Origin of the sequence: Corynebacterium provencense, from assembly GCA_900049755.1 — a bacterium.
Lineage (GTDB): Bacteria > Actinomycetota > Actinomycetes > Mycobacteriales > Mycobacteriaceae > Corynebacterium > Corynebacterium neomassiliense.
In genome coordinates this window covers 768,102-781,531 of record LT160593.1, presented here as the reverse complement: position 1 = coordinate 781,531, position 13,430 = coordinate 768,102, and the positions used below count along the sequence as shown (strand labels likewise).

Genomic DNA, 13,430 nt, shown 5'->3' with positions numbered 1-13,430 from the left:
ACGGGTCTCCGGCCGGCAGGTTCTCCGGGTTCACGTTCACCGGTGCTCCAGGGGAACCCTGCGGTAGGTGCCGTCCTCCAGGTCTGCGGAGTCGATCTCCTCCCTGGAGATGCCCAGCATGAACAGGACCTCATCGAGGAACGGGTGGTTGACCGCGGCGTCGGCCACTTCCCGCAGAGCGGGCTTGGCGTTGAAGGCGATGCCCAGGCCGGCCACAGACAGCATGGCGATGTCATTCGCCCCGTCTCCGACAGCGACGGTCTGGTTGAGGGCTATGCCGTTGGACCAGGCGAACTCCTTGAGGCTCTCCGCCTTCACGTCCCGGTCGACGATCTGACCGGTGACCCGTCCGGTGAGCTTTCCGTCGACGATCTCCAGGGTGTTGGCCCGGTAGAAGTCCAGTCCGAGCTCCCGGGCGAGAGGTTCGAGAACCTGCACGAATCCGCCGGATACCGCGCCGGTGCGGTATCCGAGACGCTTGAGGGTCCGGATGGTGGTCCGCGCGCCCGGCGTGAGCTGCACAGCCCGTGACACTTCCTCGATCACCGAGGCGTCGAGTCCGGCGAGTGCCTTCACCCGTTCGTGTAGTGACTCCGCGAAGTCGAGTTCGCCCCGCATCGCCCTCGCGGTGACCGCGGCAACCTCCTTCTCCCGCCCGGCGTGAGCTGCCAGGAGTTCGATGACCTCCTGCTGGATGAGGGTGGAGTCCACATCGAAGCAGATCAGTCTCTTGGCCTTGTTGGCCAGTCCGGCGCGCTGGATGGCGATGTCCACCCCGGTGCTGTGCGCGACCTCTGCGAGAGCCTCCCTCAGTTCCGCGGAACCACCGGGTGCAGGATCCGCCACCGTGACCTTGAGTTCCAGCCCGGTGACGGGGTAGTCGGCGATGCCGCGGATACGGTCGATGTTGGCTCCGTGGTCGGCGAGTACGCCACCGATGGCGGAGATGTGTTCTGCGGTGACAGGGTCTCCGAGGACCACCACGGTGTGTGTGGACCGACGCCGGGCCTGCTGGACCTCTCCGCCGGCGTCGACGGTGACGGTCATACCGGTGCCGGCGAGCACGCGGTCCAGTTCTGCGCGCAGTTCCCTGCCTTCAGAGGGGCGGTACCCGATGTACGCGGCGAGGTTGAGGTTGCCCCGGAAGACTGCCTGCTCGACGTCCAGCAGCTGGGTGCCGTGGTCGGCGAGGGCCCGGAAGAATCGTGCCGACACTCCCGGGCGGTCCGGCCCGGTGACGGTGACGACAGCGGGGCTCAGCCCTTCGGCGAGAGTGACAGTGAGTCTCGACGTGTCTGCGGGGGCAGGGACGTCGGGGGTGCCGGTTCCGGTCGCGGTCCCGGCTCCCCCGCCGGCAGGTGTCGTGTTGTGCAGGGTGGTCTGTGCTGTCTGTTGTGCGTGGTCCACGGGAACCATTGTGTCATCAGCGCCGGATACGGCGACAGCCGCACCCCGCGTAGCTGGGGTACGGCTGTCGTATTGTCTCCCGTTTCCGGTCGGGAGACTGTCGGGTGGCTAGAAGTGCCGTCCGACGTGCGCTTCCTCGCGCATCCGGGTGACCATGTGCGGGTAGTGCAGCTCGAAGGCGGGCCGCTCGGAACGGATCTTCGGCAGGGAGTCGAAGTTGTGCCGCGGGGGCGGGCAGGAGGTCGCCCACTCCAGCGAGTTTCCGTAACCCCAGGGGTCGTCGACGGTGACGACCTCGCCGTAACGCCAGGAGCTGAACACGTTCCAGATGAACGGCAGGACCGAGACACCCAGGATCAGTGCGCCGATGGTCGAGACCTGGTTCAGGGTGGTGAAACCGTCCGAGTCCAGGTAGTCGGCGTAGCGCCGGGGCATGCCCATGTTGCCGAGCCAGTGCTGCACCAGGAATGTGGTGTGGAAACCGATGAACGTCAGCCAGAAGTGGATCTTGCCCAGCTTCTCGTTCAGCATCCGGCCGGTCATCTTCGGGAACCAGAAGTAGACGCCGGCGTAGGAGGCGAACACGATGGTGCCGAACAGGGTGTAGTGGAAGTGCGCGACCACGAAGTACGTGTCCGACAGGTGGAAGTCCAGTGCCGGGGAGGCCAGCATGACGCCGGTGAGGCCGCCGAAGAGGAACGTCGCGAAGAACCCGAGTGCGAAGATCATCGGGGTCTCGAAGGTGATCCGGCCCTTCCACATCGTGCCCAGCCAGTTGAAGAACTTGATACCGGTCGGCACGGCGATGAGGAAGGTCATGAAGGAGAAGAACGGCAGCAGTACCGCACCGGTGACGAACATGTGGTGCGCCCACACTGCCAGGGAGAGGGCCGCGATCGACAGGGTGGCGAAGATCAGGCCGACGTAGCCGAACATCGGCTTACGGCTGAACACCGGGAAGATCTCCGAGACGATTCCGAAGAACGGCAGTGCCAGGACGTAGACCTCGGGGTGGCCGAAGAACCAGAACAGGTGCTGCCAGAGAAGTGCACCACCGTTGGCCGGGTCGTAGATGTGACCGCCCAGGAGCCTGTCGTACAGGACGCCGAGAGCTGCCGCGGTGAGCAGCGGGAAGATCAGCAGGGCCAGCAGGGAGGTGACCAGAATGTTCCAGGTGAAGACCGGCATCCGGAACATGGTCATACCCGGGGCGCGCAGACACAGGATCGTGGTCATCATGTTGATGGCCGAGGCGATGGTGCCGACACCGCCGACACCGACACCGAGGATCCACAGGTTGGAACCGACCCCCGGGCTGTGGATGGCGTCCGCCAGGGGCATGTACATCGTCCAGCCGAAGTCGGCAGCGCCACCGGGGGTGAGGAACCCGGAGAGCATGAGCACGCCGCCCCAGGTGGTCAGCCAGAATCCCAGCGCGTTGAGGCGGGGGAAGGCGACGTCAGGGGCGCCGATCTGCAACGGCATGATGTAGTTCGCGAAACCCCACACGACCGGGGTCCCGTACAGCAGGAGCATCACCGTGCCGTGCATGGTGAACAGCTGGTTGAACTGCTCGTTGGACAGGTACTGCATGCCCGGGTGGAACAGCTCCACGCGGATCAGCAGGGCCATGAGACCGCCGATGAAGAAGAAGCAGAAGGACATGATGATGTACATGATCCCGAGCTGCTTGTGGTCGGTGGTCGTCAGTATGTTCCAGGCGTGGTTGCCCTTGAGGGACTTCCCGCCTTGCGGAGCAGGCCGTGTGGGAGCGACCGGATGGTCTTCCCGAGGCGCTACTGCGGTCATTCAATCCTCCTGACTACGCGGAGCCGCTCGTAGGGACGGCTCCCTTTGAATGAACTGCACGGTGTGTGGCTCGGCGGCGAAGTCGTCACCTCCGCCGACCCATCCAGCGCAGACTGCAACCCATGGTAATAGGTGCGTCCTGATATTGATAGCCGGAACCCCCCTGGCCGGTCGGGGCTGCGCGATCGGGGGTGGTGACCTCCTGACGGGCAGCTGGCGGTACCCCCTCACCGGCACCCCGGCCTCAGAACTCCCAGTCGTCGTCGGTGGTGTTCTCGGCCTTGCCGATGACGTAACTCGAACCCGATCCGGAGAAGAAGTCATGGTTTTCGTCGCCACCCGGGTTCAGGGCGGAGATGATTGACGGCGAAACCCTGGTTTCGTCGGCCGGGAACAGACCTTCGTATCCGAGATTGTTCAGCGCCTTGTTGGCGTTGTACCGCAGAAAGCGCTTGACATCCTCTGTCCACCCGAGGTCGTCGTAGAGGTCCTCGGTGTACTGGCATTCGTTGTCGTAGAGGTCGAACAGCAGCTCGAACGTGTGGTCCTTGAGCTCCTGCTGGCGCGCCTCGGTCTCCTTCTCGAGCTCACGCTGGTACTTGTATCCGATGTAGTACCCGTGCACCGCCTCGTCGCGGATGATCAGCCTGATCACGTCGGCGGTGTTGGTCAACTTGGCGTGCGAGGACCAGTACATCGGCAGATAGAAGCCGGAGTAGAAGAGGAAGGACTCCAGCAGGGTGGAGGCGATCTTCTTCTTCAGCGGATCCTCGCCCTGGTAGAAGTTCAGGACGATGTCCGCCTTGGTCTGGAGATTCTGGTTCTCCTCCGACCAGCGGAAGGCGTCGTTGATCTCCGGGGTGGACGCCAGGGTCATGAAGATCGACGAGTAGGACTTCGCGTGCACCGACTCCATGAAGGCGATGTTGGTGTAGACCGCCTCCTCGTGCGGGGTCAGGGCATCCGGGATGAGACTGGTCGCACCCACCGTGCCCTGGATCGTGTCCAGCATCGTCAGGCCGGTGAACACTCTCATGGTGGCCCGCTTCTCCGCCTCGCTCAGCGTTCCCCAGCTCTTGATGTCGTTGGACAGCGGCACCTTCTCCGGAAGCCAGAAGTTTCCGGTCAACCGGTCCCACACCTCGAGGTCTTTCTCATCGGCGATGGTGTTCCAGTTGATTGCGGTCACCCGACCTCCCGCCCGGTGGTGGACCGGAGTGGTAATCTGTCCCGACGTCGTCATACGGCTCTCCTGCTGTAGTGCGGATTCTCCGCCCGGCCCGGTACTCCCCCGTGGCCCGGCACAACCCTCACCGTACCCCATCTCCATCCCGGCCCACGGCAGGTTGCACCACCTGCCTCAGAGGTCCCGGTCACACTGTCGAGAGCCTTCCCGGCACCCCACCGGAGAAGGGTCGGGGGCAGTGCCGGAAAACCTTCCGCCTCCCCGTCACGGTAGCCACAGAACACACCCCTACCCCCGTTTTGAGGTGCCCCGAACAAGGTAAACGATACCTGCCTTCGAGGGGCCGGAGTCCCGAACTGCCGGCAGGCACTCCCGACAGCTACAGAAACCCTATATGACCTGCATGTTTTAGTAGACACACACAAGAGTGCAGCCAAAGTTCACTAAGGTCAGACACGCCTGTTTACCTGCACATATAAGCAATGGTAAGGCTAAATGGTCTAGATAGAGGATGATCCGATCAGTATGGTTGCCGGTATGAGCATCAACGAGAAGTTCCAGGAAGCAGTCAACAAGCAGGTCGTCGCCGAGCACCAGGCGTCACTCATCTACAGCCAGCTGTCCTACGAGATGGACCGTCTGTCCTTCCTCGGCATGCGGGACTGGTTCCGCGCCCAGGCAGACGAGGAGCGGACCCATGCACAGAAGTTCGCCGACCACCTTCTCGACCGTGAGGCACGTGTCGACCTGACGGACATCGAACTGCCGTCGCTGAAGATCGCGACCCCGCTCGACGCATTCGAGGCCGCTCTCGCCCACGAGCAGAAGGTGTCCGCGATGATCCGTGACCTCGCCCGCGTCGCCGATGAAACCGGCGACATCGATTCGCGGTCCCTGATCAACTTCTTCCTCGCGGAGCAGATCGAGGAAGAGTCGACCGTCAACGACATCATCGACTGGATCAAGGTCGTGGGCAACGACGGTTCCGGTCTCCTCCGCATCGACGCCAAGCTCGGTGCACGCACCTCGGCCTAGCAGCCGGCCGGTCCACGGAGGGCCCGGCGCAACCGTCACGGTTGCGCCGGGCCCTTCAGCTGTATGTCACCCGGGCAGGCGCAGACGCTGAACTCCGCAGCACGGTCTGTGCCACAGTCCGCACTGTGACCACTGCTGCGGTCCGCGGCACGGTCTGCACTCCGGTCAGTGCCGTGACACGGGTCAGAGCATGCAGCTCACGCACCCCTCCACCTCAGTGCCCGTCAACGCCGTCTGCCGCAACCGGATGTAATACAACGTCTTGATCCCCTTCCGCCACGCATAAATCTGCGCACGGTTAATATCACGCGTCGTCGCATCATCCGTGAAAAACAACGTCAACGACAGACCCTGATCAACATACTTCGTCGCCACAGCATACGTGTCAATAATCTTCTCATACCCGATCTCATACGCATCCTGGAAAAACTCCAGATTATCATTGTCCATATGAGGCGCCGGATAATACACCCGCCCGATCTTCCCCTCCTTCCTGATCTCAATCTTCGACGCAATAGGATGAATCGACGACGTCGAATTATTGATGTACGAAATCGACCCCGTCGGCGGCACCGCCTGCAGATACCGGTTGTACAGACCGAACTCCATCACCGACGCCCGCAACTCCGCCCAGTCCCCCACCGACGGAACACGAATCGACGACCCCTCAAAAATCTCCCGCACCCGCGCCGTCACCGGAGCAAACTCCTCCGGATCATACCGGTCAAAAAACGCACCCGACGCATACTCCGACGACTCAAACCCACCGAACCGCACACCCCGCTCACGAGCCAGCACATTCGACGCCCGCAGACACTCGAACATCACCGCCGCAAAATACGCGTTCGTGAAATCCAGAGCCTCCTCCGACCCGTAGAAAATATGCTCCCTCCCCAGGAAACCATGCAGATTCATCTGACCCAGACCAATCGCATGAGAACGCTCGTTACCCTGACGAATCGACGGCACAGAATCAATCGACGTCTGGTCGGACACCGCCGTCAACCCACGAATCGCCGTCTCAATCGTCAACGAAAAATCAGGGGAATCCACGGCCGCAGCAATATTCAACGACCCCAGATTACACGAAATATCATCCCCCACCCGAGCATACGACAAATCATCATTGAACTCCGACGGCGTCGACACCTGCAAAATCTCGGAACACAGGTTCGAATGCGTCACACGACCCTCGATCGGATTCGCACGATTCACCGTATCCTCGAACATGATGTACGGATACCCCGACTCGAACTGAATCTCCGCCAACGTCTGGAAAAACTGCCGGGCATTGATCTTCGACTTCCGGATCCGCGGATCCTCCACCATCTCATCATAATGCTCAGACACCGACACATCCGCAAACGGACGACCGTACACCCGCTCCACATCATACGGAGAAAACAGGTACATGTCATCATTACGACGCGCCAACTCAAACGTCACATCCGGAATCACCACACCCAACGACAACGTCTTGATCCGGATCTTCTCGTCCGCATTCTCCCGCTTCGTGTCAAGAAAACGCATGATATCCGGATGATGCGCATGCAGATACACCGCACCCGCACCCTGCCGCGCCCCCAGCTGATTCGCATAAGAAAACGAATCCTCCAGCAACTTCATCACCGGAATCACACCCGACGACTGATTCTCAATATGCTTGATCGGCGCACCGACCTCACGGATGTTACTCAACAGCAACGCCACCCCGCCCCCACGCTTCGACAACTGCAACGCCGAATTGATCGACCTGCCGATCGACTCCATGTTGTCCTCGATACGCAACAGGAAACAACTCACCGGCTCACCCCGCTGAGCCTTACCCACATTCAGAAACGTCGGCGTCGCCGGCTGGAACCGACCCTCGATAATCTCGTCGACCAACCGCGACGCCAACCCCTCGTCACCGTCAGCCAACCCCAACGCCACCATGCACACCCGGTCCTCGTACCGCTCCAGGTACCGACTGCCGTCAAACGTCTTCAACGTGTACGACGTGTAGTACTTGAACGCCCCCAGAAACGTCCGGAACCGGAACTTGTGCGCATACGCCTGCTTGAACAACCCCTTGACAAACCCCGGATCATACCGGTCCAGCACCGCAGCATCGTAGTAGTCGTTGTCGACCAGATACCCCAGCTTCTCCTCCAGATCATGGAAATACACCGTGTTCCGGTTCACATGCTGCAGGAAAAACTGGTTCGCCGCCTCCCGGTCCTTGTCGAACTGGATACGGCCCTGACCGTCATACAGGTTCAGCATCGCATTCAACGCGTGGTAGTCCAGCTGGTCAGCCCGGTCCACCGGCTCCGCGACAGTCTTACCGAGATCAGTCGTCATCATGTCCCCTTGTAGATTCGCACCGACGATGGTGTGGCGCATATTGATTCATTACTACCGTGTGGCGCGCCGCGGCGCCACGTGTACTGGTCATCCGGTCACGGCAGCCTCCCATGTGCCGTCCGCCTGCGATGCTGCCTCGAACTCCTCCAGGCCTTCTCTCACCCGGACCACGTCCTCGTCCGTACCCATCAGCTCGAAGCGGTAGAGGTACGGTACCCCGCACTTCGCGGAGATCACGTCCCCCGCCCGCCCGAAGTCCCGTCCGAAGTTCAGGTTCCCGGAGGCGATCACCCCGCGGATCAGCGCGCGGTTGCGCACGTCGTTGAGGAATCTGATCACCTGCTTCGGCACGGGCCGGGAGAGGTCGCCTGTGATGGACGCTCCCCCGCCGTAGGTCGGACAGACCAGGACGTAGGGGGTCTCCACAACGAGGGGTTCCTCGTTACGGTGCAGCGGGATCCGCACGGCGGGCAGGCCCACCTTGTGCACGAACCGTAGGGTATTGCAGGTTGTGGAGGAAAAATACACGAGAAGCACTGTCAACTCCGTTCTGTGACGGTGAAGCGGGCAGGAATGTAGCGGAGGAAGGACGGGACTGCGGCGACCGCTGCGACAACTCCGAGGATGACGAGGACGCCACCCGCCGCCGTCGCGGGCCCGGCGCCGATGCGGGCGCCGGCCCATCCGTGCAGGATGTCGGCCAGGCGGGGTCCGCCGGCGACGACGACGAGGAAGACGCCCTGAAGGCGTCCCCGCATTCTGTCGTCGGCGGACTCCTGCAGCATGGCGTTGCGCTGCACGGTGGAGAACATGTCGGCGACTCCTCCCAGCAGGAAGGAGATCACGGCCACCCAGGCCCACACCCCGGCCCGGCCGTCGGCGGCCGTGACGGCGAGTCCCATCACGGTCACGGCCGCTCCCCAGCAGAGCACCGAGATGACAATGCCCAGTCCCTGACGCCGGGCCCGGGTGACTGCCCCGGAGAACACTCCGCCCAACACTGCTCCGGCGGGCATGGCGGCGTAGAGCAGTGCGTAGAAAAGCCCGCCCTCCCCCTGCTCACCGAAGTTGACCGCGGAGATCTCCGGTATCAGTGCCCGGGGCATCCCGAAGGTCATCGCGATGATGTCCAGCAGGAAGCTCATGAGAAGCAGTGGCATGGCAGCCAGGTAGACGAATCCCTCGATCACGGAGCGGAACCCGGGGCGGCCGGCTCTCACGGTTCCCGGGACGGAGTCCGCGGACGCCCCCGACGCCGCCGGCGACGCTGCTGACGTCGCCGTCAACGACGCTGTCGACGGGGGCAGGGCGGGCAGCTTCAGTACCGCCCAGAGAGTGGACAGGAGGCACACCGCGTCGATGAGGTAGAGCCAGGCGAATCCCGTGACCGGTATGAGCAGACCGCCGATGACGGGGCCGATGACGGCTCCTGCCTGGGTGACGGTCATGTTCAGGGATGTTGCTGCACCGATGCTCCCGACAGGGACGATCCGGGCGATGACTGCGGTTCGGTTCGGCTGGTTGACCGCGAAGAACGCCTGTTGAACGGCGAAGACTGTCAGCAGGAGCCAGACATTGTCGAGACCGGAGGCCGCCTGGGCCCAGAAGGCGACTGCGGTGAGGATCATGCCGGTGGTGGTGATCCGCAGGAGTTTCGTCCGGTCCATGTGGTCGGACAGTGCACCGCCGTAGAGACCGAAGACCACCAGCGGCACCAGTCCGAAAGCTCCTGCGAGGCCGACGTACGCGGAGCTTCCCGTGATCGCGTAGATCTGGGCGGGCACCACGATGATGTTGAGCTGGGCTCCGATCACCGTGACGATGTTGGCTGTCCAGAGGCGGCGGAAATGCGGGTGCTGCAGCGGGGTGGTGTCGGCGAGCAGGGAGCGGAGTGGACCGGGGGCCGGCATTGAGGGACCTCTCACTGGTTACCGGAGGTGCCGGTCGCCGTACGGATTTCCCGGCCGGGCCCGGAGGAGGGTCACGGGCAGGTCAGTGAACTCGACGGCGGGCCGGGCAGGGGTGGGGCCGGGGTACGGGAAGGGGGGCGGACGCCGTGGTGCGGCGATCCGCTCCCCCGCGTCCGTCAGTTCCCGGTGCTCCGGGACATCAGGCGGCCTGTGCGGCCATCGCCTTGATGCGCTCCGGGCGGAAGCCCGACCAGTGCTCGGCGCCGGCGACGACGACAGGTGCCTGGAGGTGACCGAGGGCCATCACGTAGTCACGGGCCTCCTCGTCGAGGGTGATGTCGACGAGCTCGTAGTCGAGGCCGGCACGGTCAAGGGCGCGACGGGTGGCGGTGCACTGGACGCAGCTGGGCTTCGTGTAGACGGTGATCATCGTGACGGCTCCTTGAGGTTGAGACTGCTGGGCGACTGCGCAGCGCCGGCCTTGCGGACGGCGGGGCGGGTGAGGGTCAGTGCATCCCAGGGGAGGAGTACCTCCCGGCGATGCGATGACGTCGACGATACACAGCCCGGCGTCCGGACACAACCTCCCAGGACACGAGATGTAGGGGTAATTACATCGCATGAACACAATATGTAGTGGTTGATTGAGTCAAAGACGCAGGTGGTCACAGGGGTCGGGCACTACATGTTGGGGCCGGCTACACCGTTGTAATTTCATCCACGTCGGTTCCGTCGCCGAGACAGCAGAAGAAGAGGACTACACGACATGACGACGCCCCCGCTCCCCCACCGGCGGGGTGGGGAAACGGGGGCGCGCTACGGTCGAAGAACCGGCGATCAGCCCTGGCGGGCCTTGAAACGCGGATCCTTCTTGTTGATCACGTAGACCTTGCCGTGGCGACGAACGACCTGGGCGCCCGGCTTGTTCTTCAGCGACCGAAGGGACTTGCGGACCTTCATCGGGCGCTCCTTTCCTCGTCATGGGCCTCGACGCCTGATGACGACCGCGGCTTGATGTGAAACAGACAGACCCGGAGAAACCGGGTCATGGCACATCGGAACACTCTAGACCGAGAACTCTCCCGGAACCAAACTCACATGAAATGGGTGAGGATCAGCACAACAAATGCCGCATACCAGACAATCAGCACCAGAGCCGGCATCACCCGACCACCGGAGAAGGAGTACCGGTCCGGGCCGAGGATCCCTTCACCGTCACGCTGACGCTCCCACACGATGTGCAGCAGGGTCGTCACGAACAACGGGAGGACGACCGCCCAGACGACCATGCAGTAGGGGCAGAGGGCCTGGATCTCGTAGACGGCCTGATAGGCCAGCCAGTGGACGAACAGGACGGCGAACACCAGTCCCGCCAGGAACCCGTACCAGAACCAGGCCCGGAACTTCGCCCCCGCCAGCAGTGCCATACCGATGGTGAGCACCACCCCGAAACCGAACAGCCCGATGAAGGGGTTCGGGATACCGAAGGCGGCCGCCTGGTGCGACTGCATCACATCGGTACAGGAGATGACGTCATTGATCGTGCACGCCGGAACGAAGTCCGGGTTCTGCATGATCTCGATCTTGTCGTACATGATCAGACCGGACATGAACAGCCCGACCGCTCCGAAGACCACCAGGGAAAGTGCGTACAACCGCGACCCGCCCCAGAAACCGGTGGACCCTTCTTGCCTCGTCGACGGCACCTGCGCCGCCGACCCGTCTGTCGTCACGTGACTCATAGTCTCCGATCCTTGCAGAAGCCGGGTGTCCGTGGACAGTGCCGGAGGGGGTCAAAAGCACCTGCCACCCCCGGTAACCTCCGCTGAGAGCCCACCTGCATGTGACCCCTGTTACTTCTCGTCAGCGGCGAGAGAGCGGATACCCCGGCCGGCTGCCACGGCGACGACACCCGCACCTGCGGCGAGACCGGCCAGGCCGAAGGACACGACCGAGGTGAGCAGTGAGGAACGGACGTTCGCCGCCATGAGCGCGGTCTCCCGCTCGGGGGCGTCCATGGGCAGGTCCGCGAAGGGCTTCCCTCCCGTCATCGCCAGAGCGTGCTTGTTCACGATGGCGGCCTGGGCGTAGGCGGTCACCGGATCGGCGACCTTCTTTCCTGCCAGTGATGTCACATCCTTGTGGACGATGATGTTCTCGGCGACGAGCTCCTGCCGGACCTTCGCGTAGCCGACGGCTCCGACGGCGATGAACGTGTATCCGAGGAGAGAGACGGCGCGTCCCGAACGGCGGGCTGCGGCGCTGTGGTTCCTGCTCATGGGGGGTGTCCTTTCGTGGACGTCGGGGAGAGCTCCGGGTGTCACCCGGAACGTCCGGATACGTTCCCGGACGGGTGCCGTTCTACCATCGCAATCCCGGTTGGGCGACACGTCAACTAGTCACCGGGCGTCCATCCTCCGTTACCGGAGACTCCACTCCACAGCAGCTCTCACCTCGACCAGCACGTTTCCCGGTCTGTCCGGTACCCGGACAGATTTCCATTCCGACCGTATGACATCCGTGCCACACCCGTACGGGGCGGACGCGGTATCCGGGACTACGGCGCAGGCGGCAGCGCCCCACGCCGGCGGTGTGGGGGTCAGGGGTTCAAGTCCCCTCAGCTCCACCACGAGAAACTCCACCCCTCTCGGCGTCCACCACCTGCGCATTTGGTGGTAGTCACTGCAGTGTTGTACCTTATCCCTCGTTCGCAACACACCTCCGGAACACCGGTGGCATGCAGCGTACGGGGCTATGGCGCAGCTGGTAGCGCACCACACTGGCAGTGTGGGGGTCAGGGGTTCGAGTCCCCTTAGCTCCACCACCTTCGAATGACGGGGGCGGCCCGCATCTGATGATGCGGACCGCCCCCGTCAGTCATTTCTGCCTGCGGCGCCCTGTTCCCGGGCCCCGGGTCAGTCGTCGTGTTCAGTCCTGAGGATCTCCCCGGTCTCCGGGTCGATCCACAGTTCCCACTCCCCCGGTCCGTCCCCGATCCTGGCCTCCCACACCACACGTCCGTCGTCACTGTCGAGTTCCAGGGACTCCAGTTCCCCGGGCCGGGACGCCACGGCCGCTGCCGCGGCGTCTGCGGCGGTCACGGACGGCGCCTGCTGTCTCAGGGAGTCCAGGCGTACCTCCCTTTCGGAGGTGATCTCCCCGCTGCTGCGGTCGACGAAGATCTTGGTGCCGCGTCCGTCGGCGTCCACGACGGTCACCTCCCATGAACGGCTGTCGTCCCTGTCGTCCCTGTCGTCCCTGTCGTCACGGTCATCGAGGTCGTCACCGTCGTCGTCCCTGTCGACGTCGACGACCCAGGTACCGGGCCGGTGCTTCAGGGCTGCGTCCATGGCGGCGGTAGCGTCCACCGCGTCCACAGAGGCCCCCTGCGGGACGTCTGACGCCGCGGCGGACGCCGGCGATGAAGAGCCGGTTGACGGGCTCTGCGCAGCAGCGTCGGTCGTGACCTTCTCGGTGACGGTGACGGTCGTCTGGGCGTCGGAGGAACTGTCGCTTCCGCAGCCTGCGGCGGCGAATCCGAGGCCCACGGCCGCTGTGGCCAGTGCCGCACGCCTGGCAGCACGTCCGGCCGTGCGCCCGGCTGTCCGTGCGGCTGCTGCCTTTGCCGTGCTTGTGGATCGGGCGGATCGGGTGGATCGGACAGGTCGGGCGGTGCGCATGTGGTACTCCGTCTGAGAAGAGGGGTGAACGTTGTTTCCCTTCTCAGGGTACACAGC

12 protein-coding genes and 2 tRNA genes are annotated in these 13,430 nt (G+C 63.5%); 3 read left to right on the top strand and 11 right to left on the bottom strand.

Annotated elements, in window-relative coordinates; translation table 11 throughout:
• Positions 1–36: 36 nt before the first annotated feature.
• The 3 genes from serB to nrdF form a co-directional block, all read right to left on the bottom strand.
• Positions 37–1,260, bottom strand: a complete 1,224-nt coding sequence (serB, locus tag BN3906_RS09980) for a phosphoserine phosphatase SerB (RefSeq protein WP_066589755.1) — start codon at positions 1,258–1,260, stop codon at positions 37–39.
• A gap of 255 nt (positions 1,261–1,515) precedes the next feature.
• Positions 1,516–3,216, bottom strand: a complete 1,701-nt coding sequence (gene ctaD, locus BN3906_RS09975; protein ID WP_066587855.1) for an aa3-type cytochrome oxidase subunit I — start codon at positions 3,214–3,216, stop codon at positions 1,516–1,518.
• A gap of 244 nt (positions 3,217–3,460) precedes the next feature.
• Positions 3,461–4,459, bottom strand: a complete 999-nt coding sequence (gene nrdF, locus BN3906_RS09970) for a class 1b ribonucleoside-diphosphate reductase subunit beta (protein WP_066587853.1) — start codon at positions 4,457–4,459, stop codon at positions 3,461–3,463.
• Between the two features lie 480 nt (positions 4,460–4,939).
• Here nrdF and BN3906_RS09965 point away from each other — a divergent pair, with 480 nt between their 5' ends.
• Entirely contained in the window at positions 4,940–5,437 is a 498-nt protein-coding gene (locus tag BN3906_RS09965; protein ID WP_066589753.1) for a ferritin, read from the top strand.
• 183 nt (positions 5,438–5,620) lie between these two features.
• Here BN3906_RS09965 and nrdE read toward each other — a convergent pair whose 3' ends face one another.
• The 7 genes from nrdE to BN3906_RS09930 all read right to left on the bottom strand — a co-directional run bounded on the left by nrdE (position 5,621) and on the right by BN3906_RS09930 (position 11,972).
• Complete coding sequence (nrdE, locus tag BN3906_RS09960; RefSeq protein WP_066589748.1) at positions 5,621–7,780, bottom strand: class 1b ribonucleoside-diphosphate reductase subunit alpha; 2,160 nt, start codon at positions 7,778–7,780, stop codon at positions 5,621–5,623.
• 90 nt (positions 7,781–7,870) lie between these two features.
• On the bottom strand, positions 7,871–8,320 hold the full coding sequence (gene nrdI, locus BN3906_RS09955; RefSeq protein WP_066587850.1) for a class Ib ribonucleoside-diphosphate reductase assembly flavoprotein NrdI: 450 nt from the start codon (positions 8,318–8,320) through the stop codon (positions 7,871–7,873).
• A 2-nt stretch (positions 8,321–8,322) separates the two neighbouring features.
• The gene (locus tag BN3906_RS09950) at positions 8,323–9,693 is read right to left on the bottom strand and encodes an MFS transporter (RefSeq protein WP_066587848.1); all 1,371 of its coding nucleotides are present in this window, start codon (positions 9,691–9,693) and stop codon (positions 8,323–8,325) included.
• Between the two features lie 199 nt (positions 9,694–9,892).
• Entirely contained in the window at positions 9,893–10,123 is a 231-nt protein-coding gene (gene nrdH / locus BN3906_RS09945; RefSeq protein WP_066587846.1) for a glutaredoxin-like protein NrdH, read from the bottom strand.
• Positions 10,124–10,530: 407 nt separating this feature from the next.
• Positions 10,531–10,653 (bottom strand): type B 50S ribosomal protein L36, encoded by a 123-nt coding sequence (gene ykgO, locus BN3906_RS09940; RefSeq protein ID WP_005288826.1) that lies wholly within the window; start codon positions 10,651–10,653, stop codon positions 10,531–10,533.
• 134 nt (positions 10,654–10,787) lie between these two features.
• Positions 10,788–11,435, bottom strand: coding sequence for a vitamin K epoxide reductase family protein (locus BN3906_RS09935; protein ID WP_066587843.1), 648 nt, complete (start codon positions 11,433–11,435; stop codon positions 10,788–10,790).
• A gap of 111 nt (positions 11,436–11,546) precedes the next feature.
• Positions 11,547–11,972: a hypothetical protein gene (locus BN3906_RS09930; protein ID WP_066587839.1), complete on the bottom strand. Its 426-nt coding sequence runs from the start codon at positions 11,970–11,972 to the stop codon at positions 11,547–11,549.
• A 274-nt stretch (positions 11,973–12,246) separates the two neighbouring features.
• Here BN3906_RS09930 and BN3906_RS14540 point away from each other — a divergent pair.
• Both BN3906_RS14540 and BN3906_RS09925 read left to right on the top strand, forming a co-directional pair.
• Positions 12,247–12,322 (top strand) — tRNA-Ala (locus BN3906_RS14540).
• Between the two features lie 119 nt (positions 12,323–12,441).
• A tRNA-Ala gene (locus tag BN3906_RS09925) sits at positions 12,442–12,517 on the top strand.
• A 91-nt stretch (positions 12,518–12,608) separates the two neighbouring features.
• Here the strand turns inward: BN3906_RS09925 and BN3906_RS09920 are convergent.
• Positions 12,609–13,241 (bottom strand): PepSY domain-containing protein, encoded by a 633-nt coding sequence (locus tag BN3906_RS09920; protein ID WP_187119928.1) that lies wholly within the window; start codon positions 13,239–13,241, stop codon positions 12,609–12,611.
• Positions 13,242–13,430: the final 189 nt, after the last annotated feature.